This window comes from Archangium sp. (genome assembly GCF_036277355.1).
GTDB lineage: Bacteria > Myxococcota > Myxococcia > Myxococcales > Myxococcaceae > Archangium.
Genome location: NZ_DASUNC010000109.1, coordinates 19,270 through 42,157, shown reverse-complemented (window position 1 = coordinate 42,157; position 22,888 = coordinate 19,270). Strand labels below are relative to the sequence as shown.

Annotated in this window: 22 protein-coding genes; 12 read left to right on the top strand and 10 right to left on the bottom strand. The window is 70.2% G+C overall.

Features of this window, described 5'->3' with window-relative positions:
• Positions 1-1,243, top strand: a 1,243-nt coding sequence (locus VFZ09_RS28565) for a serine/threonine protein kinase (RefSeq protein WP_414640754.1), incomplete at its 5' end; no start/stop codon positions are given.
• Positions 1,244-1,335: 92 nt separating this feature from the next.
• The gene (locus tag VFZ09_RS28560) at positions 1,336-2,271 is read left to right on the top strand and encodes a DUF2381 family protein (RefSeq protein ID WP_329730851.1); all 936 of its coding nucleotides are present in this window, start codon (positions 1,336-1,338) and stop codon (positions 2,269-2,271) included.
• Between the two features lie 42 nt (positions 2,272-2,313).
• On the opposite strand, the gene VFZ09_RS28555 is transcribed toward VFZ09_RS28560, so the two are convergent.
• The 5 genes from VFZ09_RS28555 to VFZ09_RS28535 all read right to left on the bottom strand — a co-directional run bounded on the left by VFZ09_RS28555 (position 2,314) and on the right by VFZ09_RS28535 (position 7,762).
• Positions 2,314-2,706 (bottom strand): hypothetical protein, encoded by a 393-nt coding sequence (locus tag VFZ09_RS28555; protein WP_329730850.1) that lies wholly within the window; start codon positions 2,704-2,706, stop codon positions 2,314-2,316.
• Between the two features lie 43 nt (positions 2,707-2,749).
• Positions 2,750-4,381, bottom strand: coding sequence for a hypothetical protein (locus VFZ09_RS28550; protein ID WP_329730849.1), 1,632 nt, complete (start codon positions 4,379-4,381; stop codon positions 2,750-2,752).
• Positions 4,382-4,736: 355 nt separating this feature from the next.
• A complete protein-coding gene (locus VFZ09_RS28545) occupies positions 4,737-5,081 on the bottom strand; it encodes a hypothetical protein (RefSeq protein WP_329730848.1) in 345 nt (114 codons plus the stop codon).
• Positions 5,082-5,224: 143 nt separating this feature from the next.
• Entirely contained in the window at positions 5,225-7,357 is a 2,133-nt protein-coding gene (gene glgX, locus VFZ09_RS28540) for a glycogen debranching protein GlgX (protein WP_329730847.1), read from the bottom strand.
• Between the two features lie 135 nt (positions 7,358-7,492).
• Positions 7,493-7,762, bottom strand: coding sequence for a hypothetical protein (locus VFZ09_RS28535; RefSeq protein ID WP_329730846.1), 270 nt, complete (start codon positions 7,760-7,762; stop codon positions 7,493-7,495).
• Between the two features lie 300 nt (positions 7,763-8,062).
• On the opposite strand from VFZ09_RS28535, the gene VFZ09_RS28530 reads away from it, so the two are divergent.
• The 3 genes from VFZ09_RS28530 to VFZ09_RS28520 all read left to right on the top strand — a co-directional run bounded on the left by VFZ09_RS28530 (position 8,063) and on the right by VFZ09_RS28520 (position 10,876).
• Positions 8,063-8,476, top strand: coding sequence for a hypothetical protein (locus VFZ09_RS28530; protein ID WP_329730845.1), 414 nt, complete (start codon positions 8,063-8,065; stop codon positions 8,474-8,476).
• Positions 8,477-8,545: 69 nt separating this feature from the next.
• Positions 8,546-8,692 (top strand): hypothetical protein, encoded by a 147-nt coding sequence (locus tag VFZ09_RS28525; protein ID WP_329730844.1) that lies wholly within the window; start codon positions 8,546-8,548, stop codon positions 8,690-8,692.
• A 105-nt stretch (positions 8,693-8,797) separates the two neighbouring features.
• Complete coding sequence (locus tag VFZ09_RS28520) at positions 8,798-10,876, top strand: cation:proton antiporter (RefSeq protein ID WP_329730843.1); 2,079 nt, start codon at positions 8,798-8,800, stop codon at positions 10,874-10,876.
• A 99-nt stretch (positions 10,877-10,975) separates the two neighbouring features.
• On the opposite strand, the gene VFZ09_RS28515 is transcribed toward VFZ09_RS28520, so the two are convergent.
• Positions 10,976-11,701: a pilus assembly protein N-terminal domain-containing protein gene (locus VFZ09_RS28515; RefSeq protein WP_329730842.1), complete on the bottom strand. Its 726-nt coding sequence runs from the start codon at positions 11,699-11,701 to the stop codon at positions 10,976-10,978.
• Positions 11,702-11,765: 64 nt separating this feature from the next.
• On the opposite strand from VFZ09_RS28515, the gene VFZ09_RS28510 reads away from it, so the two are divergent.
• Both VFZ09_RS28510 and VFZ09_RS28505 read left to right on the top strand, forming a co-directional pair.
• A complete protein-coding gene (locus VFZ09_RS28510; RefSeq protein WP_329730841.1) occupies positions 11,766-13,112 on the top strand; it encodes a hemolysin family protein in 1,347 nt (448 codons plus the stop codon).
• A gap of 80 nt (positions 13,113-13,192) precedes the next feature.
• Entirely contained in the window at positions 13,193-15,196 is a 2,004-nt protein-coding gene (locus VFZ09_RS28505) for a sensor histidine kinase (protein ID WP_329730840.1), read from the top strand.
• Between the two features lie 25 nt (positions 15,197-15,221).
• Here the strand turns inward: VFZ09_RS28505 and VFZ09_RS28500 are convergent, their stop codons facing one another.
• Genes VFZ09_RS28500 through glgA form a run of 3 tightly spaced genes read right to left on the bottom strand, consistent with a single transcriptional unit; the run spans position 15,222 to position 18,087 of the window.
• Positions 15,222-15,692 (bottom strand): hypothetical protein, encoded by a 471-nt coding sequence (locus tag VFZ09_RS28500; RefSeq protein WP_329730839.1) that lies wholly within the window; start codon positions 15,690-15,692, stop codon positions 15,222-15,224.
• On the bottom strand, positions 15,692-16,600 hold the full coding sequence (locus VFZ09_RS28495; protein WP_329730854.1) for a serine/threonine-protein kinase: 909 nt from the start codon (positions 16,598-16,600) through the stop codon (positions 15,692-15,694). The genes VFZ09_RS28500 and VFZ09_RS28495 overlap by 1 nt, the downstream gene beginning before the upstream one ends.
• A gap of 56 nt (positions 16,601-16,656) precedes the next feature.
• Positions 16,657-18,087, bottom strand: coding sequence for a glycogen synthase GlgA (glgA, locus tag VFZ09_RS28490; protein ID WP_329730838.1), 1,431 nt, complete (start codon positions 18,085-18,087; stop codon positions 16,657-16,659).
• 85 nt (positions 18,088-18,172) lie between these two features.
• On the opposite strand from glgA, the gene pdxH reads away from it, so the two are divergent.
• Positions 18,173-18,757 (top strand): pyridoxamine 5'-phosphate oxidase, encoded by a 585-nt coding sequence (gene pdxH, locus VFZ09_RS28485; RefSeq protein WP_414640753.1) that lies wholly within the window; start codon positions 18,173-18,175, stop codon positions 18,755-18,757.
• 1 nt (position 18,758) lies between these two features.
• On the opposite strand, the gene VFZ09_RS28480 is transcribed toward pdxH, so the two are convergent.
• Entirely contained in the window at positions 18,759-19,451 is a 693-nt protein-coding gene (locus VFZ09_RS28480) for an SDR family oxidoreductase (protein WP_329730837.1), read from the bottom strand.
• A 110-nt stretch (positions 19,452-19,561) separates the two neighbouring features.
• Between VFZ09_RS28480 and hemG the strand changes: the two genes are divergently transcribed.
• The 4 genes from hemG to VFZ09_RS28460 all read left to right on the top strand — a co-directional run bounded on the left by hemG (position 19,562) and on the right by VFZ09_RS28460 (position 22,877).
• Positions 19,562-20,926 (top strand): protoporphyrinogen oxidase, encoded by a 1,365-nt coding sequence (gene hemG / locus VFZ09_RS28475; RefSeq protein ID WP_329730836.1) that lies wholly within the window; start codon positions 19,562-19,564, stop codon positions 20,924-20,926.
• An 86-nt stretch (positions 20,927-21,012) separates the two neighbouring features.
• A complete protein-coding gene (locus VFZ09_RS28470; protein ID WP_329730835.1) occupies positions 21,013-21,153 on the top strand; it encodes a hypothetical protein in 141 nt (46 codons plus the stop codon).
• A 50-nt stretch (positions 21,154-21,203) separates the two neighbouring features.
• Positions 21,204-22,253, top strand: a complete 1,050-nt coding sequence (locus VFZ09_RS28465; RefSeq protein WP_329730834.1) for a sensor histidine kinase — start codon at positions 21,204-21,206, stop codon at positions 22,251-22,253.
• A 36-nt stretch (positions 22,254-22,289) separates the two neighbouring features.
• Positions 22,290-22,877: a DUF2378 family protein gene (locus VFZ09_RS28460; protein ID WP_329730833.1), complete on the top strand. Its 588-nt coding sequence runs from the start codon at positions 22,290-22,292 to the stop codon at positions 22,875-22,877.
• Positions 22,878-22,888: the final 11 nt, after the last annotated feature.

Below are 22,888 nucleotides of genomic sequence, written 5' to 3'. Positions count from 1 at the left end.
CCTGGTGCGCCAGAAGACGGGCGAGGCGGTGCTGGTGGACTTCGGGGTGGCCTGGCACCCGGCCTGCCCCACGCTGACGAAGGGGATGTTTCCTCCGGGCACGCTGCCCTACCGGGCGCCGGAGGCGTGGGCGTATGGCCGTGCGCACGCGGGCGAGCCGGGCGCGCATTACCGGGCGGGGCCGGGGGATGACCTGTACGCGCTGGGGGTGGTGCTCTACCGGGTGCTGACGGGGCGCTTTCCCTTCCTGCCGGCCGAGCATGGGGGCGAGGACGTGGAGGCGGTGCTGCACCGGGCGCCCCTGCCGCCGCACGTGCTCAACGCGCGGGTGCCGCGGGCGGTGGAGGCGGTGTGCCTGCGGCTGCTGGCCAAGACGCCCGAGGCGCGCTACCCGGGCGCCGTGGCGTTGTGCGAGGCGCTGGAGGAGTTGAGGGCCCGGACGGACGTGGACTGGACGCAGGTGCCGCGCCCCGGGCCGCGGCCCCGGGTGAAGCCGTGGGGGCGCCGGGGCCGGGTGCTGGCGGCGCTGGGGGTGGGGTTGGCCGTGGTGCTGGGGGCCTGGTGGCTCGGCTCACGCCAGGAAGTGGCACCCGGAGCGCCCGCGCCGGAACCTGTGCGGGCCGTGGCCGCGCCTCGTGCCGAGGCGCCCCGAGAGGACACTGCCCCCATGCAACAGCAATCCCTGAAGACACCCGGTGCTCCGCCGGAAACCGCTCCCCCGCGCCGCAAGGCCGCCGTGCGCACCGCGTGCCTGGGCCTCACCAGCGCGGCCCTCCAGGCCTGTCTGGGTGCCTCGCAGCAGGTGCCGTCCGAGCGCCCGGCGGCGCCGCCGCGGGCGTGTCCCGCCGGGGCCGTGGAGACCATGACGGCGCTCGGCCTGCGCATGGGGGAGTACAACTCCCTGGATTGGAGCAGCGTGCGCGGCAGGTCCGTGCAGGTGTCCGAGGAGGCGTCCCTGCGCGTGGCGGGTGACTGGGACACGAACAGGGATTTGCATGGGCGTGGCGACAAGGTGGCGCTGCCCACCAATACCCGCGTGTTCGGCAGGCTCTACGTCCACGAGGGGCGGGTGTACGGCCGCTTCACCGAGGCGCGCACGCCCCTGGGCGTGGTGTACCCGGTGTGCATGGAGTTGATGGATACGGATGGCAACGTCGGCCTGGAGCTCCAGCCGGGCAGCGGGCCGGGGAGGATGATGGTGGACCCCGTCGCGCGGCTGCGGGTGGTGGACCGCTTCAGGTAGAGGGGCGTCCGGGAGGCGGGACGGACACGACCGCGCAGGAGGTGTGGTAGAGCCCCACTCCTCCGGTCTCGTTTTCGTGAGGTGCCCACCCCATGCCCGTGCTCTCCGCCGCCCTGGTGCGGCTCGTGCTGCTCGCCGCGCCCGTGGCGTCCCCCGCCCCCACCCCACTGCCTGCCTGTGAGGCAGGCACGCGCCACCTGGAGCTGAGCGCGGACACTCCTGGCGAGGCGCTCGCGGTGTGCGTCCACCCGGGGCTGTCCACCAGCTTCTTCTTCGACGCGAAGCTGACGCGGGTGGAGTTGGCCGGGCGGGAGTGGTTCCGGGTGATGCAGGGCGAGACGGGCCTGGCGCTCGTGCCCACGGTGGCACTGGGAGAGGGGGAGCGCGTGCCGCTGACGGTGTCCTTCCAGGACGGCGCGGCCCCGGTGAGCGTCCGCTTCACCCTGGTGGTGCACCCCTCCGAGGCCGCGCGGCAGGTGGAGGTGACGCGCCAGCCGCGCTCGCTCGAGTCCTACCGGGAGGGCGAGGGGCAGGCGCGGGCGGAAGCGCAACAGTGCCGGGAGGACAAGGCGCGCCTGCAAGCGGAGTGCGGCGGGCAGCGGGGGTTGCTGGGTCTGCACACCCAGGGGCTGCTGGGAGAGGGCGGCATCATCAGCAAGAACCTCATGAAGAGCGTCACCTCGCGCCGGGGCCATACGCTCGAGTCCACGGAGGCCCGCAGCTACCGGGCGGACACCCCACGGCTGGAGGACGGACACAAGGTGGTGCGGCTGCTCGTGGAGCAGTGGTTGGAAAACCACGGGAGCACGCCCTGGACGCCCACGGGGGCGGTGCTGGTGGGGAAGAACAGAGAGGAGTGGAAGGTGCTGGGCGTGTGGCCGCTGGAGCCCATTCCTCCTGGGAAGAAGCTCCACGTCATGGCGGAGGTGGAGATGACGGAGGAGGCCGCGCGCGGCACCTTCACGCTGAAGCTGTGGAGCCAGGAGAGTGGCACGGCGGAGTTCTTCGACGGGGTGACGTTCCCGTAGCCAGCGATCCAGCTCAGACACACCCATCGGGGCGTACGGCCCTCAGATGATGTCGTTGGGCAGGTAGACGCGGTGATCGGCGGGCAGTTGGCCCGAGCCCGCCAGCTTCAGGTACTCCTCGGTGCTGCGCACGGTGGCAATCACCTCGGGCGCTCCATTGCGCGTCACCACCACCGCTCCAATGGTGCCCGGTGGCGAATGGAAGATGGCCCAGAACGCCGCCCGCTCCTCGGGTGTCGGCTCCGCGCGGATGCGCTGGACGATCATCACCACCAATCCCGCCGGGCCGACCGCCCCCAGGGCAAGACCCGGCCAGTCGATTCGTCCGGTAAGACCTTTGCGGCTACCGTGGTAGAGCCAGAAAAATGAAATGGCAGCAAATGCCAAGATCCACACGGCCAGTCCAATCAACCACAGTGGGATGGGTTTCTTCACAACGCTCTTCCTCACAGTCACCATCCATTCAACGTCCACCCACTCACGGACCATCCAGACTGCGGCGGACGCCCTGCTCGACCTGCTCGCCGGTCAGCGCGTCCACGAGAAAATACCCGCTGAAGCCGACGATGAACCCCACGGCATTTCCCAGCAGTGGGACCTCCGAGCCCCAGATGGCCCCCACCACACCCGCGGCGAGGGCCGAACTCAAACCGCCAGCGACGAAGGCTCTTGTTCCCGTCGCGACGTAGTCCGTGCGGCTGTGCTCCTCGTCATCGAACGCGAGGGAGGTCATCGTGAAGACGGGCGCGGCCAGTGCGCCTCCCGCGAAGCCTCCGACTACGCGGCCCGCTCCCGTCGCGAGTCGGACGTTGGCACCCTGAGCCATCAGATTGCGTGACAAGCCACTGCCCGCGTTGGCCGTGACAAGATTTTGGGTAATCCCCCCCACCAGACCTGACGTGCCGCCTGCGACGCCTGCCCGCTGAATCCGCGGCCAAGCTTGGGCGTACCGTCCATGGGGCTGAACGCTGGTTTCGTAAGATAGATGAACGACTTCACAAAGCACGGATACCAACGCCCCACCCGTCGCGCCACGCCCGCCTGCAATACCCGCGGCCACGGCGTTTCCGCGCACCCCGCCCGCATGGCGCGCCACCAGCAGCAACTCGGGGAAGACCCAGCGCTCGATTTCCGCGGCCGTCATGTGCGGGTTGGCCGCGGCCACCTGCCGCCGGAAGCGCTCCAGTTGCACCAGGTGAGGACTGGTGAGGCCATTGCCCTGCACGCGGCTGGCCAGCTTCTCCCTCACGGCCCAGAGCGCGGCCTCCACCTCCCGCCGCACCTCGGGCGCAGTCTCCGTGCCCCGGCGCGTGTTCTCCAGGTTCTGGTATGCACGGTACACCGTGCCGCCGATGCGCACCGGCTCCATCTCCAGCAGCTTGTCCGCCACCTCCCGGTAGGACTGCTTGCGGTAGGTCGCCGGGTCGCGCAGCACGGCCCGGAACGGCTCCACATGGTCCTCGTTCACCAGCAGGTAGCCATGGCGCAACATCAGCGTCCGGCCCTCGGCCGCCGGCACCCGCGGGTACAGGGCCGCCCGCGCCCGCTCCCAGGTGCCAGGCCGCAGGCCCACCATGTCCCTCAATCCGCTCAGGTACGTCTCGAACGCCTCCCCCCGGCTGTCCGCCGCGCGCACGCTCGTCTTCACCGACTTGAGCCGGCCCCGGGCGTCGCGCAGGTCGAAGATGGGGTGGTTGTAGCGCACGGCGTTGAGGTCCTGCTGGGGAAGCATGCCGGCGTGCCGGGCCGACAGTTCGCCGAGGGTGCCGCGCCAGTCGCCGCGCGAGAGCGTGCTGATGCCCGGCTCCCGGGAGAAGGGGCCCGGGGCATGTCTGTCAAAGGCGGGCAGCGCGTGCAGGCTGGAGAGGTAGCCCGACAGCGCCGAGGCCGGCACCGTGGGGATGCAGTGGGTGCACAGTGCCTGCTCGAGCTGGGCGCGGGTGAGCACGTCGCCACAGGCGTCCTCGCGCTGGCCGGGCCCGGCCTGGACGACGGCCAGCGCCGCCCCGTGGGGGACGAGCTGGAAGGCCTCGCCAGAAATGGGCAACGGTGGGCCCTTGCCGGGCCGCCCTGATTTCGGGCCCAGGTGCTTCTTCGGCGGCGGCGTCATGCGCACTCCTCCCGGAGCTTCTCCCGTCTCACGGCCACGGTCGCCGGAGCATAGCCGGACGGTACGGGCCAGGCTTTCCATCCAAGGGGGCCGTCGTCACCCACCCGCTCCCGGCGAGAGCCCAGGGCCCGAGCCTTCCTCCCCCTTCCCAGTGGTAGACGTCTACCACCAAAGGAGTACCTTTCGACACATACGCACACCCGAGTGGTAGACGTCTACCACCCGAGCCCGCACCGCCCCACGAGGCCACGTACAGGTGCAACTCGCCCCCACCCCCGCGAAGGCGGGTTCTGCGAGGGCGTGACGTTCCCGGAGCCGGTGCTCCAGCCCAACCCTCCCCGGGGGCGCACGGTGCTCAGATGATGTCATCGGGCAGGTAGACGCGGTGATCGGCGGGCAGTTGGCCCGAGCCCGCCAGCTTCAAGTACTCCTCGGTGCTGCGCACGGTGGCAATCACCTCGGGCACGCCATTGCGCGTCACCACCACCGCGCCGATGGTCCCCGGTGGCGAATGGAAGATGGCCCAGAACGCCGCCCGCTCCTCGGGCGTCGGCTCCGCGCGGATGCGTTGCACGATCATCATGGCCAATCCGGCGGGCCCCACCGCCATCAGGGCCAGACCCGGCCATCCGATGGGGCCCGAAAGCTTCTGGCGGATGCTCAGGTCGATCCAGAGAATCGAAACAATCGCAAAGGCCACGATCCACGCTCCCGCCCCGCCACGGGCGTGCCGTCCCCGGGACACACGGTCCGCACGGCCGGGGCGGGAGACAAGCGCGGGGCCGGAGCCGGGCCCCTATTCCCCGAGGGGCGGGAGGATGCCCGCCCGCCCGAGCACCGGGCCTAGGGGGCCGGCACCTCGCGGAAGACGGCGAGCGAGCGGCCCGTCAGCTCGAAGGGGCCGGAGGGCACGGGCTCCTCGGGGCCTCGCTGGTCATCCGCGGTGTAGAACTCGATGACCCACCGGGAGCCCTGGGCCGGGGGCGGCACGATGAAGCGGACGGGCTCGTGGTGGGCGTTGAGCAGCACCAGGAGGGCGTCGCCGATGACGCGCTGGCCGCGCTCGTCGGGCGAGGGGATGGCATCCCCCCCCAGGAGGAACGCGAGCGAGCGGGTGAAGGGCTTCTGCCAGTCCTCCTGGCCCATCTCCGTGCCATCCGGGCGGAACCACGCGAGGTCCTTGTACTCCGAGTCCCAGATGTGCTTGCCCTGGAAGAAGCGGCGGCGCTGGAGCACCGGCTGGCGGTGGCGGAACTGGATGAGGCGCGAGGTGAACTCGAGCAGGGCCAGGCGGCGCTCGTCGAGGTTCCAGTCCACCCAGGACAGCTCGTTGTCCTGGCAGTAGGCGTTGTTGTTGCCCTTCTGGGTGCGGCCCATCTCGTCACCGGCGACGATCATCGGCACGCCCTGCGAGAGGAAGAGCGAGGCGAGCAGGTTGCGCTTCTGGCGCTCGCGCAGGGAGACGACGCCCGCGTCCCCGGTCTCGCCCTCCACGCCGCAGTTCCATGCCTGGTTGTCGTCGGCGCCGTCGCGGTTGTGCTCGCCGTTGGCCTCGTTGTGCTTGTGGCTGTAGGTGACGAGGTCGTGCAGGGTGAAGCCGTCGTGGGCGGTGACGAAGTTGATGCTGGCCTGGGGCCGGCGGCGCGCGCCCTGGTAGAGATCCGAGGAGCCGGTGAGCCGGTGGCCCACCTCGCCGGCGAGGTTCTCGTCGCCCTTCCAGTAGCGGCGCAGGGCGTCACGGTACTTGCCGTTCCACTCGCGCCAGGGCGCCTGGAAGCCGCCCACCTGGTAGCCGCCGAGTCCCACGTCCCAGGGCTCGGCGATGAGCTTCACCCGGCTGAGCACGGGGTCCTGGTTGAGGATCTGGAAGATGGGGGCGCTGGGGGAGAACTCGCCCTGGCCCACGCGGCCGAGCACGGTGGCCAGGTCGAAGCGGAACCCGTCCACGTGCATCTCCTCCACCCAGTAGCGCAGGGAGTCCACGATGAGGCGCGCGGCCTGGGGGTTGGAGGCGTTGAGGCTGTTGCCGCAGCCGGTGAAGTCCAGGGAGTAGCGCGCCTCGGGCATGAGCCAGTAGTAGCTGGCGTTGTCCACGCCCTTGAGCGACAGGGTGGGCCCCAGGTGGTTGCCCTCGCACGAGTGGTTGTAGACGACGTCGAGCAGCACCTCGATGCCGGCGGCGTGCAGGGCCTTCACCATGCCCTTGAACTCGTTGACGGCGCCGCCCGGCGTGCGGCGGCTGGCGTAGGAGGCCTCGGGGGCGAAGTAGCACAGGGTGTTGTAGCCCCAGAAGTTGGACAGGCCCTTCTCGCCGAGGAAGGAGTCATCCGCGAAGGCGTGCACCGGCAGCAGCTCCACCGAGGTGACGCCCAGCTTGAGCAGGTGCTCGATGATGGCCGGGTGGCCGAGGGCGGCGTAGGTGCCGCGCTGGTTCTCGGGCACCTTGGGGTGGCGCATGGTGAGGCCCTTGACGTGGGCCTCGTAGATGACCGTCTTGCGCCAGGGCACGTCCGGGCGGCGCTCGTTGCCCCAGTCGAAGGAGTCGCCCACCACCACGCTCTTGGGCACGCCCGCGGCGCTGTCGCGCTCGTCGCGCATCAGATCCTGCTTCTCGTTGCCGAGCGTGTAGCCGAAGACGGGCTGGGACCAGTCCACCTCGCCATGCAGCGCCTTGGCGTACGGGTCCACCAGCAGCTTGTACGGGTTGCAGCGGTGGCCCTTCTGCGGCTCGTAGGGCCCGTGGGCCCGCAGGCCGTAGAGCGTGCCCGGCTCCAGGCCCGGCACGTAGCCGTGCCAGACGTCATCGGTCCTCGACGGCAGCTCGAAGCGCTCCACCTCCTTCGAGGGGTTCCGCGGATCGAAGAGACAGACCTCGACGCGGGTGGCCACCTGCGAGAAGACCGCGAAGTTGACCCCCGTGCCGTCGAACGTCGCGCCCCGTGGGTACGGCTTGCCCGGCCAGACTTCCCTGGTCATACGCGTCGCTATCCTTTCGAACGGAGTGGGTGGAATCTGTGGGTGGAGGTCCCCCTATTCAAGGACTTCACGGTGCGTCCGACCCGGGAGGAGTGGAGCGTCCACCCGCCATACAGATGGAGCGTCCACCAGCCATCAGGAGGTGCGCAGGTGGCTGTAGGCGATCTCGGCCAGCGCGTCGAAGGTGGGCACGATCCAGGAGAGCGAGCGCTTCACGCGGCGCTCCTCGGACCAGGCCATGAAGGTCTCCAGCTGCTCGGGGCTGGGGGAGACGCGCTGGCGCTGGCGCTTGGCCAGGGCGAGCGCGTCCAGCGGGGAGTGCCCGAGCTCCACCAGCACGCACAGGGCCAGCAGCGCGCTGCGGCCGATCCAGTCCAGATTCAACGGCCACGCGTGCGGACCCATCCGTGTGCCCCTCCCCCACCGCTCCAGGCTCGGGCGGCCCCTGTGCGCCGCCCCTGCCCGAAGCCAGGCACCCGGCGGCCGGGGGAAGTGCGCCCCCAGGTACGAGGCCACGCCCGCCCGCCTGCCTGGGGGGCGGAGGTGCGCGAGAACCCGCCGAACCCGACGAGGGCGCCTGACAGCGGCGGCTTTCGAAGAGTGCCTTTCCCTGGAAGCGCTCCGGATGTTAGGAGGTTTTGAGCACAAATTTTCATGAGAACCGTTGGCCCCGCATCCCGGCGCGAGCACCCGAGCGCCCGAGGGATGGCCCTGGTTGGCGCAGCCTGCGCCCTCCTGTTGGCCGTCGTGGCCGGCGTGTGTGCTCTGGACGCCCGGGGCGCCGGGCACACGGAGGCCCGGCGGGTCTCCACGGTCCGGGAGCCGAAGAAGCACGGGCGCTCGCTCTCGGCCCATCTGCCCGGGCGGCATCAGAATCTGCTCGGCGTCCACGTGTCGCCGGTGCAGGGCCAGCTGGAGCTGCCGCGTCCCACCAGCAAGCCGCCCCCGCTGCACCCGCGAGCGGATGCGCGCCCCGGCCCGGCGATCCGGCCGGAAGCCCTGCTCGCGGAGCGCACGAGACGGCAGTTGTCGTGCGTGCTGCCCACGCGTCACGGCCGCATCGCGGATCGCCCCATCGTCGCCAACTGTCCCGCGCGAGGACCTCCGCGGACCGCCTGACGTTCCGGTCCCGGAGTTCCACTTCTTCCAACGCGCGCCAGGGCCCCTGGTGCGTGTGAGGCATTCCCTTTGCGCAACGAACAGAACGAAACGACGACGTCTCCAGTCTCCACCAACGAAGGCCACGCCCACTGGCAGGTGGGACGGCTCATCCTCGCGGTGGCCGTCTGCCTGCTCATCATCGGCGCCGCCATCGCCTTCGAGCGGTTCGGCTGACGGAAGGGCGGGCGCACCGGCCCCTCGGCCGTTCCGGGGCCGGTGCGCTCCTCCGAGGCCCTCCGCTTCCCTTCCCTCCCTCGATTTCCAGCAGGTGATTCAGCGATGCACGGTGCTCACGACTTCCTCAAGGCCCTGGCGATGGTCCTCTGCGTCGCGGCGGTGACGTCCATCATCTTCCAGCGGCTGCGCCAACCCGTGGTGCTCGGCTACATCATCGCGGGGCTCATCATCGGCCCCCACGTCCCCATTCCGCTCGTGGCCGACGCGGGCATCGTCCAGACGCTGTCGGAGCTGGGCGTCATCCTCCTCATGTTCTCGCTCGGGCTGGAGTTCAGCCTGCGCAAGCTGTTCCAGGTGGGCCCCACGGCGGGCATCACGGCCGTCATCCAATGCAGCCTGATGATCTGGCTCGGCTTCGTGGTGGGCCGGGCCTTCGGCTGGACGACGCTCGAGAGCATCTTCGTCGGCGCCATCATCGCCATCTCCAGCACGACCATCATCGCCAAGGCGTTCGACGAGCAGGGCATCAAGGGCAAGCTGCGGGAGATCGTCGTCGGGGTGCTCATCGTGGAGGATCTCATCGCCATCCTGCTGATGGCGACGCTCACGGCGGTGTCCAGCGGCGCGGGCCTGTCGGCGGGGCAGCTGGCGCTGACCATCGGCCGGCTGGGGCTGTTCCTGGTGGGGCTGGTGGTGGTGGGGCTGCTGGTGATTCCACGTGTGGTGCGGGCCGTGCACAAGCTCGAGCGGCCGGAGACGCTGCTGGTGACGAGCGTGGGCATCTGCTTCGCCGTGGCGCTGCTGGCGCAGGAGTTCGGCTACTCGGTGGCGCTGGGCGCGTTCCTCGCGGGCTCGCTGGTGGCGGAGTCCGGCAAGGAGAAGGACGTCGAGCACCTGGTGCAGCCCGTGCGAGACGTGTTCGCCGCCATCTTCTTCGTGTCGGTGGGCATGCTCATCGACCCCGCGCTCGTGGCGCAGCACTGGGTGGCGGTGGCCGTGCTGACGGGGGTGGTCATCGTGGGCAAGCTGGTGGGCGTGTCGCTGGGCGTGTTCCTCACGGGGAATGGGACGCGCACGGCGGTGCAGTCCGGCCTGAGCCTGGCGCAGATTGGCGAGTTCTCCTTCATCATCGCGGGCCTGGGGCTGTCGCTGAACGCCACGGGCGCGTTCCTCTATCCGGTGGCGGTGGCCGTCTCGGCGATCACCACGCTCACCACGCCCTTCCTCATCCGGGCCTCGGGTCCGGTGGCCAACTTCGTGGACCGCAAGCTGCCCAAACCGCTCCAGACGTTCGCCGCGCTCTATGGGAGCTGGGTGGAGGGCCTGCGCGCCGCGCCGCCGCAGAAGACCACCGGCGCGAGGATCCGCCGCATGGTGCGCCTGATGGTGATCGACGCGGCCCTGCTCGCCGCGCTCGTCATCGGGACGTCGGTGTTCCTCGAGCGGCTCACCACGACGGTCGAGAGCCGAGGTGGACTGGGGGCGTCGGTGGCGCGCCTGCTCGTCATCGGGCTGGCCTCGGCGCTGGCGGTGCCGTTCCTCGTGGGCATCGTCCGGATGGCGCGGGGAATGGGCGTGCTGCTCGCGGACCTGGCCCTGCCTCCCGGAGAGGGCAAGCTGGATCGGGCCGCCGCGCCCCGGCGCGCGCTGGTGGTGACGCTCCAGCTGGCGAGCCTGCTCAGCGTGGGCATACCGCTCGTCGCGCTGACGCAGCCCTTCATCCCCGGCTTCCAGGGCGCGGCCGTGCTGCTCGTGCAGCTCGTGGTGATGGCCGTGGGATTCTGGCGCAGCGCCACCCATCTGCAGGGGCACGTGCGCGCGGGCTCGCAGGTCATCGTCTCGGCGCTCGCGGCCCAGACGCATGTGGGGAACGAGGAGAAGCAGGAGGAGCAGCTGAAGACACTCCATGCCATCCTGCCCGGGCTCGGCGAGCCGACACCGGTGCGGCTCGAGGCCTCCAGTCCGGCGGTGGGGCGGAGCCTCGCGCAGTTGAATCTGCGGGGAATGACGGGGGCCACGGTGCTGGCCATCCAGCGGGGCGAGGGCGGAGCGGTCGTGCCCACCGCGCAGGAGGTGCTGCGGGAGGGGGATGTGCTCGCGCTGGCCGGTACCCACGAGGCCATCGACGCGGCCCGGGCGGTGCTCGAGACGCCCCGGAGTCCGGAGGCCGTGGCGCCCTGAGTCTCTTCAGGAAATGTGACCGCTATCCCCTCTCCCCTCGGGAGAGGGGAAATTGGGCTCGGTATCAGCGCGGTGCCCAGGGGCACACCGTCGCGGACCTCAATCCGCGGGCGTGCCGGCATCGGGGCGTGCGGGCCGCTGCACGGTGACGCGGTCCTCCAGCGGCACACGGCCCACCGACTGGCGGAACAGCTCCCACAATGCCTTCCGGTGCCCCTCCGGCGTCGTGGAGCCCTCCAGCACCAACCCCGCCCCCCGGTAGCTCACGCCGAGGCCCAGGCCCTTCAACACCGGCGTCAGCGAGGTGAGCTGCTCCTGGAGCAGGGGCAGCTCGAAGGTCAGCTCCAGCTCTCGCGCCAGGTACGCGTCCGTCTTCAGCAGCGCGCGCAGCGCCTCACGGCAGCGTGAGTCCTTCACCCCGGCCGTCAGGCCCCGCTCGGCCCCCTGGGCCACCTGGAGTCCCGGGCAGGCCTTGCGCGCCGCGGCCACCAGGGGCTCGGTGGCGGGCAGGGGCTCGGGGGGCGAGCCCACCACCAGCCGCCACACGGCGAACTTCCCCTCGGCGTACAGCAGCAGCAACGTGCGCCCGGGCTTGAGCCCCGTGAGCAGCAGCTCGTTGCTGCCCTCGAGCACCTCGGCGGTGGCGATGGACGGGTCCTCCACCTCCACGAAGTCCACGACGCTCAGCTTGTGGAAGCGCTCCTTGCCCGGCTCCAGCGCCATCACCAGGTCCACCGGCCAGGCCGAGGCCCGGAGCGGCGCCAGCAGGAGGGCGGCCAGGAAGGCGAGCAATGGAAGGGCCCTGCGGCTCACTGGTGGACGCATGCGCACCCCGGTCCTCTCGGAAAGTGTGCGTCTGCTCTTACCACGGGGTATGTAGGGAGGTCCTATGCCTCCCTGGGTCCTTTGGACCGCCTGCCTGGCCCTCATCCTCCTCCGGGGCTTCGTCGCCGCCGCCGAGTCCGCCCTCTATGGCACCTCCGACCTGCGTGCCCAGGAGCTGGCGAAGTCCACTCCGAAAGCCGGTGGCCGGGTGCTCCGCCACAAGACCGAGCGCGAGGCGACCGCCACGGCCCTGCGCATGGGCAGCGTGCTGTGCGGCTTCCTCGCCGCCGCCATCGGCTCCTTCGTGCCCCCGCAGTTGCTCAACTTCAGCCGGTGGGGCAATGCCGCGTGGCTGGACGTGGCCACGGTGCTCGCGGGCGCCCTGCTGGTGGGTGTGCTCGCCGCCCTCATCGAGGTGACGATGCGCGGCCTGGCCAACGCCGGCCCCGAGCGCTGGGCGCTGCGCCTGTCCTGGCTCGTCTCGGTGCTCGTCTTCCTCTTCTTCCCGCCCATGCGGCTGCTCATGGTGCCCATCAACCTGGTGGCCCGCGGCTTCGGCCGCATCCTGCGCTTCGAGCCCCCGCCTCCGCCCCTCGAGGAGCTGGAGAAGCTGCTCGCCGCCCAGGCCGCCAAGGAGGAGGTGGACCAGAGCGCTCCCCAGCTCATCCGCTCCATCTTCGAGCTGTCCGACAAGCGCTGCCGGGACGTGATGGTGCCTCGCACCGAGGTGGTGTGCGTGGACATCTCCACCCCGCCCGAGCAGGTGTTGCGCCTGCTGGCCGAGGAGAACCACTCGCGCATCCCCGTCTACCGGGATGACGTGGACCACATCCTCGGCGTGCTGCACGCGAGAGATCTGATTCCGCTGCTCCAGCACCCCGAGTTGATCGTCCTGCAGGACATCATCCGTCCGGCGCACTTCGTGCCGTGGCTCAAGCCGATTGGAGATCTGCTGCGCGAGATGCAGCGCAAGAAGATCCACATGGCCATCGTGGTGGACGAGTACGGCGGCTTCATGGGGATCGTCACGTTGGAGGACATCCTCCGGGAGATCGTCGGCGACATCGGCGACGAGTTCGAGGTGGAGGAGAAGCAGGTGGAGAAGCAGCAGGACGGGAGCTTCCTGGTGGACGCCGCGCTGGAGGTGGAGCAGTTCACCCAGGCCTTCGGCTTCTCGCTGCCGGACGGGGACTTCGACACGCTGGGCGGCTTCCTGTCGTCCATGGCGGGGCACCTGCCGGACGTGGGCGAGCGCTTCACCTACAACGGCTGGGCCTTCACGGTGCACGCCAAGGAAGGGGCGCGCATCGACCGGGTGCGGATGACGAAGCTCAAGACGCCCAGCAAGGAGCCCGCGCCGCCCAAGGACGCCACGGGCAAGGACGGCGCGAGCCAGGAGGCCAAGGCCTGAGCCTCACTCCAGCCAAGGCCATCGCGCTCTTTCTGTTCTTCATCAGCGCGTCAGCTGCCTTCGCGGCTCAACCGGATGTCGTGGTGGAGGGCACACAAGACATCTGGCACGTCGGGCAGCGCCTGTTCGTGTTGGAGGATGAGTCCCAGGCATTGACCATCGAGGATGTGTCTCGGCCCGAGCTCGCCCATCGCTTCATCCGCTCGTCCATGGACCCGCCCACCCATGGCTTCTCGCGCAGCGCCTACTGGGTGCGCTTCTCCTATCTCGAAAAGAATCTGGCGCCAGAACGGAGCTGGCTCCTGGCCGTGATGAACGCGTCCCTGGAGCAGGTAGACGTCTATTTCCAGCGGCCAGACGGGTCCTTTGATGTCCGGCGGGGTGGGGCACGGGTTCCATGGGCCATGCGGGAGGTTGCCCACCGGTTTCATGCCTTCCACCTGCCCGAGGCCCACACTGAACCGGTCACCGTCTACATCCGCGTTCAAACCTCGTCCCTCATGACCCTGCCCGTGGAGATCCTGACGGGCGACAAGCTGACGCGAGTCGCCGCGTCTCTCCTGGTTCCCTGGTGGATCTACGCCGGCATCCTGGCCAGCATGGTGCTGTTCAACACGGTCTTGTATGTCTTTCTGAGGGACCGGGCCTACCTCTACTACGTCCTCTATATCGTTTTCTTCGGCCATTTCATCCTGCTGAGATTCTCGGGGATCGGCCATGAATACCTTCCCGACGCGGGTCCCTGGCTGGTGCGGATCCCTCAGTCCCTCGCGCATCTGGGGGGGCTGTGCGTCGTGCTGTTCGCGCGCTCGTTCTTGCATACCTCCAGAACGGTGCCCGGGCTGGATCGGCTCCTGCGCGCATGGCTCGCGGTCTGCGGCATCTCCACGGTGCTTGCCGCCTTCATCCCGGTTCGAGTGTCACTCCTCATCGGGAACACCCTGGCGCTGGTGTCCGGGCCGTTGCTGCTCGGGGTGTCCATTGCCGTTTGGAGGCGTGGCTTCGGGCCAGCGCGCTTCTTCCTCGCGGGCTGGAGCTCGCTCTGCCTGGCCGTCGTTCTCGTTCCCCTCTCCAATCAGGGGTGGCTGCCCACCAACATCGTGACCCGGCACCTCGTCATGGTGGGCTCGGCACTGGAAATGATTCTGTTCGCGCTCGCGCTGGCGAATCGGATCAACGAGGCCAAGAAAGAGAGCGAGGCCGCCAGGCGCCAGGCGCTCGAGGGGGAGATCCACCGGTTGCGGAACATCGAGCTGCGGCAGGCCAATGAGGAGATTCTCCGCAAGCAAGAGCAGCTCGTTCAGGCGGAGAAGCTCGCGTCCATGGGGCAGCTCGCGGCGGGAGTCGCGCATGAAATCAAGAACCCGCTCAACTTCGTCAACAACTTCTCGCTCTCGCTGGTGGAGATGACGGATGAGTTGTTGCAGGAGTTCAAGAGCCTGCCAGCGGACAAGCAGGCGGACCTGGCGATGCTCGCCAACGACTGCAGACAGACAGCCCAGAAGATCGCCGAGCATGGGAAACGCGCGGATGGAATCGTGCGCAGCATGCTGGAGCACGCGACCGTGCGGCCAGGAGTGAGGAGCCGGGTCGACCTCAACCGGTTCATCGAGGAGCACATCGGACTCCTCCTCCAGGACGCAAAGGGCCAGCGGCTCGGCGTCCCTGTCTCGGTCGAGAGGGCGCTCGAGCCGGGACTCCCCCCGGTCGAGATCATCCCTCAGGAGCTGGGGCGCGCACTGCTCAACCTTCTGAGCAACGCCTTGCATGCCGTCAGCGAGCAGCACAAGAAAGGGCTCGGCGGCTATGCTCCGGCCGTTTGCGTTTCCACCCTCCGCCAGGAGGACCGTGTGGAGATTCGCATCCAGGACAACGGGACGGGGATTCCGGCAGCGGTTCGCGAGAGGATATTCGAGCCGTTCTTCACGACGAAGCGGCCTGGGGAAGGGCTCGGGCTGGGGCTGTCGCTCAGCCATGGCATCATCACCAAACGGCACGAGGGGACACTGGAGTTCGATAGCACCGAGAATGATGGAACGACCTTCATCATTACCTTGCCATTCAACGCGCGAGTGCGCCCCTGAGCGGTAGGGCTCAGCGCCCCTGGCCTCACTCCGGCCGGGGCATGCCAGGCCGGAGCTGGAGCCGCAGGGAGCGCTCGGCGCGGAAGGGCAGCAGGCGCACCGTCTCGCCGAAGGTCAGCGCCACCCCGCCGCCCACCTCCACCCGCCACGTGCGAGGAGGCTCGCCCTCCGCGGGCGCGGACCGCAGCGGGAAGGACACCGTGAGGGTGCGCCGCGCGTCCGCGGCCAGCGGCAGGCCCGTCAACCCGCGCGTGCCCACCGCGTAGCGCTGCCCGTTGAGCAGCAGCTCGAAGTCCACCCCCGTCACCTGCGCGTCCCAGAAGGTGGGGTTCTCCACGTCCAGGCGCAGGGTGAGCTCTCCGATGCCCTCCGGCGTGAAGGCGAGCCCCACCTCCTCCACCCGTACCGCCTTGTCCAGCGCGTGCGGCCGCAGCGTCACCCCGGCGCACCCGGCCAGCCACGGCAGCACCCACAGGAGGAGCGCGAGCCGGCGCATCAGCCCCCCAGGAGGGGCTTGAGCGCCTCCACCGAGAGCGGCCACCCGGCGCGGCGGGCCAGCACCTCCAGGGCGCGGATGAACTCCGTGGCCGATTGGAAGCGGCGCGCCTTGTCCGCGAAGAGCGCCTTGCGCGCCACCTGCACCGCGTAGTCCGGCAGCTCCGGCGCGACCGAGGACAGCAGCGGCGCCCGCGCGTCCCGCACCTTGTGCATCATCTCCGCCTCGCCGTCCGCGACGTGCAGGCGCCGGTTGGCCAGCAGCTCCCAGAAGATGACGCCCACCGAGTACAAGTCGCTGCGCGCATCCACCGTCTGGCCCAGCACCTGCTCCGGGCTCATGTACGGCAGCGTGCCGCGCAGCGCGCCCGTGTCCCCGCGCGTCACGCCCTCCACGTCCGCCACGCCGAAGTCGGTGAGCTTCACGTCCCCCGCCACGCTCAGCAGGATGTTGGCCGGGTTCACGTCGCGGTGGACGATGCTGCCCCCCGCCGCCCCGCCCTCGCCCAGCTTCGCGCGGTGGATGTAGTCCAGCGCCTTGAGCGTGCTCCAGCAGATGTAGCAGGCGGCCTCGGGCGGCATCGCCGTCCGCGCCTTCATCAACAGCTCCTGCATGAAGCCGAGCGTCCGGCCCGACACCAGCTCCTGCACCATCAGGTAGTCCGGCCCCGCCTTGAAGAGGCGGAAGGTGCGGACGATGTTGGGATGGCGCAGCCGCACGGTGAGCTTCGCCTCGTCGACGAAGGCCTTCACGTAGGCGCCATCGTTGCGGTACGTGGGCAACAGGCGCTTGAGCACCACGTCCTCCGGCTCGCCCGGAGAGCGCTGCGTGGTGGGCTTCGCCCGTGCCTGGTACACCTCGGCCATCCCGCCAACCGCCAGTCGGCCGACGACCTCATACCCACCCAGGTCAGGTGCTTGCTGCGACACGTCCCCAGCCTACCCCTCTTTGTGTTGAACACCCACTATTGCGTCAGCAGGGACGTAAATAGCCGCTCGTACTTGCGCGCCGACGCCGCCCAGGAGAAGTCCCGGCCCATGCCCCGGCGCCGGAAGCCCAGCAGCCGCTCCGGCTCGGCGTAGAGGGCCTGGGCCCGCCGCAGGGCCGCCAGGAGCGCCGCCGGGTGGAAGGCCTCGAAGAGGAGGCCATCCCCGTCCATGCTCCCATCCACCGTGTCCACCAGGCCGCCCGTGGCCCGGACGATGGGCACCGTCCCGTAGCGCAGCGAGTACATCTGGTTGAGCCCGCACGGCTCGTAGCGGCTGGGCATGATGAAGAAGTCCGCCCCCGCCTCCACCAGGTGGCTCAGCCCCTGGTCGAAGCCGATGAACGTCCCCACCTGCCCGGGGAAGTGGTGCTGGAGGGTGCGCAGCCCGTCCTCGTACCGGCCCTCGCCGCTGCCCACCGCCACGAAGCGGATGTCCGCCTGGAGCGCCTGGGGCATCACCTCCAGCAGCAGATCCACCCCCTTCTGCCACGCCAGCCGCGACACGATGCCGAACACCGGCGCCCGCGTCTCCGGCTCCAGCCCGAAGCGGCTCAGCAGCGCGCGCCGGCACGCGGCCTTGCCCGTGAGGTCGTCCGCCCCGTAGCGCTCCGGGAGGTACGGGTCCGTCTCCGGGTTCCACTCGTGCACGTCGATGCCATTGAGGATGCCGCTGAGCACCCCCTGGCGCTTGCGCAGCAGCCCGTCCAGGTTGGCGCCCCCCTCCGGCTGCTGAATCTCCCGGGCGTAGGTGGGCGAGACGGTGGTGAGGGCGTCGGAGAACTGGAGGGCGCCCTTGAGGAAGTTGACGGTGTCGTAGAACTCGAGCCCGTGCTCGGAGGTGAAGAGCTCCCAGGGCAGCCCCAGGTCGCCCATGATCTCCTTACCGAACTGGCCCTGGTAGGCGAGGTTGTGGATGGTGAGGACGCTCCGGGCCCGCCCCAGGGCCGTGGCCTGGTAGGCGCGCCGGAGGGCCACCGCCGTCAACCCCGTCTGCCAGTCGTTGAGGTGGACGATGTCCGGGGTGAAGCCCAGGCGCTGGGCGGCCTGGAGCGCGCCGATGGACAGATAGGCGTAGCGGCGGTGGTTGTCGCCGAACTCGCCCCACATGTCCCCGTAGATGCCGCCCCGGTTGTAGAAGTGCTCGTTCTCCAGGAAGAGCAGCTCCAGGTTGGGCGAGGGGCGCAGGGAGAGGATGGGCCCGCGCTCGACGCCGAAGGGGAAGCGCAGCTCCAGGTGGTGGCCGGTGGGGGTGAGACGCTCCCTCGGGATAGACCCGTAGCGAGGAGAGACGACCTTCACCTCGTGGCCGAGCGCCGCCAGCTCCGCGGGCAGCGCCCCCGCCACGTCCCCGAGTCCGCCCGTCTTGGAGTAGGGGGCGACTTCGGAGGCCACGTAGAGAATCTTCATGGAATGAGACGATGCCGTGTGTGACGCGCGAGTCAACCCCAACACGCGGCTCGCACTCCGGGAGCGGGTTGGTATGGTGGGGGGCGTGGAACATCCCCTGGATCCGTTCGAACGTTTCGCGGCCCTCTTCGAGGAGGCCAAGCGCGTCATTCCCGTGGACCCCAACGCCATGACGGTGGCGTCGGTGGGGCCCGACGGCAGGCCGTCCACGCGCGTGGTGCTGCTCAAGGACTTCGACGCGCGGGGCTTCGTCTTCTACACGAACCTGGAGAGCCGCAAGGGGCGGGAGCTGTTGGGCCACCCCTGGGCGGCCCTGAGCTTCTTCTGGCAGCCGCTGGAGCGGCAGGTCCGGATAGAGGGGCGCGTGGAGCGGGTGTCGGACGCGGAGGCGGATGCGTACTTCCAGAGCCGGCCCCGCGGGAGCCAGGTGGGCGCGTGGGCCAGCCTGCAGAGCCAGACACTGCCCTCGCGCGAGGTGCTGGAGGCCCGGGTGGAGGAGCTGACCCGCGAGTACGAGGGCCAGACGGTGCCCCGGCCGCCGCACTGGTCGGGCCTGCGGGTGGTGCCCGACCGCATCGAGTTCTGGCACGCGCGGCCGAGCCGGCTGCACGACCGGCTCGTCTACCTGCGCGAGGGCAACGGCTGGAGGACGGAAGTCCTCTACCCGTGAGCTACCAGGGGAGCTCCTGCCCCTGGTAGCTGAAGAACCGGCCGCCATCCTCCGCCTTGAGCCGGTCGATGACGTTGAGCATCCCGCGCACGGACTCCTCGGGGCGCAGCGGCGCCTGGGGGCCACCCATGTCCGTCTGCACCCAGCCGGGGTGCATGGAGATGGTGACGAAGCCCTCGCCATGCAGGTCCACGTGCATGTTGCGCATGGCCATGTTCAGCGCGGCCTTGGAGATGCGGTAGCCGTAGGAGCCGCCCATCCCGTTGTCGCCGATGGAGCCCATCTGCGAGGTGATGTGGATGATGCGCCGCGCCGAGCCGCGCCGCAGGGCCGGCAGCAGGGCCGCGGTGAGCCGCAGGGGCCCCAGCGTGTTGACGGCGAAGGTGCTCGCCATCGACTCGTAATCCAGCTCGGTCAGCGCCCCATCCTTCCCGTAGACGCCCGCGTTGTTGATGAGCACGTCCAGCGGCTGGCCCTGCCCCACCGCGGCGGCGAAGGCGTCCACGCTCTTCGGCTCGGAGATGTCCAGCGCGTGCAGCCGCAGCCGGCCCTCCGCACCCCGGACGAGCTCCTGGAGCTGCCGGGCCTCGGAGGGAGTACGGACCCCCGCCTCGAGGGTGTCTCCACGGTTGAGAAGCTGACGAACGAACTCGAGGCCCAGGCCTCGGCTGGCACCGGTAATGGCGTAGCGCATGGCGTCCATTAAATGCCCGCTCGCCCCCGAAAAGACATGCTGCCCCGCGGTACTTGACCCGGCATGGACCGCCGGTGGAAATCCGGGTTGCACCGGGAGTGGAACCGAGCATGAGCGTCGTCATCATTGGAGGCGGAATCAGTGGGTTGGCCCTGGCCCATGGGCTGCGCTCGCGGGGAGCCGGGGTGACCCTGCTGGAGGCGGGCCCGAGGCTCGGGGGCTACATCCAGTCGCGCAGCCGGGACGGGTTCATCACCGAGGCGGGTCCCAACAGCTTCGTGGACCGCGAGCCCACGCTGCGCACGCTGGCGGCCAGCCTGGGCATCGAGGGGCGCATCCGCACGGCGGACCCCGCGGCGAAACGGCGCTACGTCTACAGCCGGGGCAGGCTCCGCGAGGTGCCCCAGTCCCCGCCGGCCCTGCTGAAGTCGGACGTGGTGCCCTGGGGTGCGAAGCTGCGGATGATGGGCGAGCTCTTCACCCGGCGCGCACCGGACGGCGAGGAGTCGCTGGCGGACTTCGGGCGGCGCCACGTGGGACGCACGGCCACGGCGGTGCTGGTGGACGCCATGCAGACGGGCATCTACGCGGGCGACGTGGAGGCGCTGAGCGTGGGCGCCATCTTCCCCAAGGTGGTGGAGCTGGAGAAGAAGCACCGCAGCCTCGTGCTGGGCATGGTGCGCGCCCAGAAGGAGGCGCGGAAGGCCCTGCCCCCCGGTGAGGGCGCGCCGAAGCCCTCGGGCCAGGTGGCCTCGTTCGACGGCGGCCTGCAGGTGCTGGTGGACGCCCTGGCCCAGGCGCTCGGGCCGGTGGCGCGCACCGGGACGAAGCTGGTGGGGCTGCGACGCGAGGGCAACGGCTGGCGGCTCGCGGTGGAGGAGCACGGACAGCAGGCGGAGCTGGCCGCGGACAAGGTGGTGCTGACGGTGCCGGCGTACGTGGCGGCGGAGCTGCTGCGGCCGCTGGACGAGAAGCTCGCGGCGCGGGTTGCGGGCATCGCCTACGCGCCCGTGGCCGTGGTGCACCTGGGCTACGCGCCGGGCACCGTGCCGCCGCAGGACGGCTTCGGCTTCCTGGTGCCCACGGTGGAGCGGCGGCGGGTGCTGGGCGTCATCCATGCCTCGGCCACCTTCCCCTGGCGCGCCGAGGGCGGCCGCGTCCTCTACACCTGCATGGTGGGCGGGGCGAAGCGGCCGGACCTGGTGGAGATGGATGCCGCGGCGCTGGTGACGCTGGCGCGCGAGGAGTTGCGGGAGCTGGCCGGCGTCTCGGCCGAGCCCGTCTTCACCGAGGTCTTCCACTGGAAGCGGGGCATCCCCCAGTACAACGTGGGCCACCTGGCGCGGATGGCCGCCATCGACGAGGGCCTGGCCCGCCTGCCCGGGCTGTCCCTCACCGGCAACGCCTACAAGGGCGTGGGCCTCACCGACTGCGTCCGCAACGCCGACGCCCTGGCGGAGACGCTCGCGCGCTGAGGCGGGCCGGGAGACCGTTCACCCCCGGCTTTCGACCGCTCGGCTGGCCGGCCGCCCATGTCAGAGGGAAACGAGACACTGTGGGGATGACCCCCCACAGCCCGGAGCGCACCATGGCCCCCACCAGCCGTGCCCTGCTCGTCCCCCTGGCCGTCCTCCTCTTCCCCCTCGTCCTGCTCGGAGCCCTGGCGCTGGGCACCGCCGGGGCGAGGGAAACCCCCACGTGAGCCCCACCGCCTGGGCCTGGGCCGGGTGGTATGCTCACACCCGGTCCGCCATGAACGAAGGCTCCATCGTCCGCGCCACCCTCAAGGCGCTCTTCGTGCCCAGGCGGCTGCTCCCCATCGTCCTCATCAGCCTGCCGCTGGTGGCCGCCCAGGTCCGCTTCAGCCCGTATGAGCCCATGGCGGCGCCCCTGGGCGTGCTGCTGTGTGCCCTCTGCGTGGCCGTGGCGCCGGTGTCCTACCGCGTCCTCTTCCCCGAGGGCCTCGACTTCAGCCACGGCGGTATCCGCTTGCTGCTCTACGCCACCGTGGGCGTGGGCGTCGTGCTGTCCGTGGGCGCCGTGGTGCCCAAGGTGCTGGACATGGGGCCCACCTTCCTCACGGACCGCTACAGCCTCGCCGTCTGCGCGGCCCTCTTCCTGGTGGGGGGCTGGGGCCTGGGCCGGGACATCGGCTTCGAGGAGAGCCTCGCCCTGGAGCGCGCCCGCGCCGCCCGGCTCGAGGTGGAGGCCGAGCAGGCCCAGTTGCTCGCGCTGCGCAGCCACCTGGATCCGCACTTCCTCTTCAACACGCTCAACGCCATCGCCGAGTGGTGCCAGACGGACGGTGCGGTGGCCGAGGCCGCCGTGCTGCGGCTCTCCGCCATGCTGCGCAGCGTGCTGGCCGGGGTGCGCGCCGCCACCTGGCCCCTGGAGCGCGAGCTGGAGCTGGTGCGCACCCTCTTCAACCTGCACCTGCTGCGCGACCCGGACCTCTTCCAGCTCTCCGTCGAGGTGGACCCTGGCCTGGAAGCCTTTCCCGTGCCGCCGCTCGTCCTGCTGCCGCTGGCGGAGAACGCGGTGAAGCACGGGCCCGCCGCCGGCCACCGGGGACTCATCTCCCTGAGCGTCCAGGCCCGGGGAGACGCGCTCGTCTTCACGCTGGAGAACCCCGGCGCCTCCAAGGGGCCGCGCGAGGGCAGCAGCGGCCTGCCCACCGTGGAGCGCCGGCTCGCCCTCGCCTACGAGGGGCGCGCCAGCCTCTCGCTCACCACCGGGGACGCGCGCACCCGCATCACCGTCACCCTGCCCCGCTCCGGCCCCGTCCCCGGCGTCGTCACCTGAGCCCGCCCAGGACGAGCAGCGTAGAATGGAGGGGCGATGGACACGAGAGACGCGCTGTTACACCGCGTCACGCGGGCCACACCGGACGCGTTCACCCATGGGCAGAACCAGGAGGACATCCTGCTGGGCCTCTCGGAGCTCTACGGCCCCGCCGTGGCCGAGGAGGTCCGAAGCCTCATCCCGGCCCTCGTGGGCCCGGGCTCCTTCAACTACCGCGTCGCGGACATGCTGAGGCTCTGCGACGTGGCGGCGCTCACCGCGGAAACACGGACGGGATGCCCCTATGGGGAGGCCCTCGAGCAGCTCGCGGGCTTCAGCATCCGCAGATTCCTCGACTCCCCGTTGGGCAAGGGGATGTGGATGATGGTGCCCCGGGACATGCACGAGATCCTGAAATGGTCCCTGGCCTCCATCCGCGCGGCGATGACGTACGGCCAGCGCAGGTACGAACAGCTCGGACCGGGCGCCGCCCGCATCGTCTTCCAGGGCGAGCTGATGGGACCGGCGTGGACGCGCGGTGTCTTCGTGAGCGGCGCCCAACGGCTGTCGCGTCAACCGCTCTCGGTGTCCGTCGAGAACCTGGCCGAGCCGGGCATGGACTTCGCCCTGCGCTTCACCTGGTAGCGGAGCATCCG

Excerpts from the sequence above, each read along its gene's own strand:
- VFZ09_RS28560 (WP_329730851.1), top strand. The coding sequence starts at position 1,336 with ATGCCCGTGCTCTCCGCCGCCCTGGTGCGGCTCGTGCTGCTCGCCGCG.
- VFZ09_RS28550 (WP_329730849.1), bottom strand. The coding sequence starts at position 4,381 with ATGACGCCGCCGCCGAAGAAGCACCTGGGCCCGAAATCAGGGCGGCCC.
- glgX (WP_329730847.1), bottom strand. The coding sequence starts at position 7,357 with ATGACCAGGGAAGTCTGGCCGGGCAAGCCGTACCCACGGGGCGCGACG.
- VFZ09_RS28535 (WP_329730846.1), bottom strand. The coding sequence starts at position 7,762 with ATGGGTCCGCACGCGTGGCCGTTGAATCTGGACTGGATCGGCCGCAGC.
- VFZ09_RS28530 (WP_329730845.1), top strand. The coding sequence starts at position 8,063 with ATGGCCCTGGTTGGCGCAGCCTGCGCCCTCCTGTTGGCCGTCGTGGCC.
- VFZ09_RS28520 (WP_329730843.1), top strand. The coding sequence starts at position 8,798 with ATGCACGGTGCTCACGACTTCCTCAAGGCCCTGGCGATGGTCCTCTGC.
- VFZ09_RS28515 (WP_329730842.1), bottom strand. The coding sequence starts at position 11,701 with ATGCGTCCACCAGTGAGCCGCAGGGCCCTTCCATTGCTCGCCTTCCTG.
- VFZ09_RS28510 (WP_329730841.1), top strand. The coding sequence starts at position 11,766 with ATGCCTCCCTGGGTCCTTTGGACCGCCTGCCTGGCCCTCATCCTCCTC.
- VFZ09_RS28500 (WP_329730839.1), bottom strand. The coding sequence starts at position 15,692 with ATGCGCCGGCTCGCGCTCCTCCTGTGGGTGCTGCCGTGGCTGGCCGGG.
- glgA (WP_329730838.1), bottom strand. The coding sequence starts at position 18,087 with ATGAAGATTCTCTACGTGGCCTCCGAAGTCGCCCCCTACTCCAAGACG.
- VFZ09_RS28480 (WP_329730837.1), bottom strand. The coding sequence starts at position 19,451 with ATGCGCTACGCCATTACCGGTGCCAGCCGAGGCCTGGGCCTCGAGTTC.
- hemG (WP_329730836.1), top strand. The coding sequence starts at position 19,562 with ATGAGCGTCGTCATCATTGGAGGCGGAATCAGTGGGTTGGCCCTGGCC.
- VFZ09_RS28470 (WP_329730835.1), top strand. The coding sequence starts at position 21,013 with ATGACCCCCCACAGCCCGGAGCGCACCATGGCCCCCACCAGCCGTGCC.
- VFZ09_RS28465 (WP_329730834.1), top strand. The coding sequence starts at position 21,204 with ATGAACGAAGGCTCCATCGTCCGCGCCACCCTCAAGGCGCTCTTCGTG.
- VFZ09_RS28460 (WP_329730833.1), top strand. The coding sequence starts at position 22,290 with ATGGACACGAGAGACGCGCTGTTACACCGCGTCACGCGGGCCACACCG.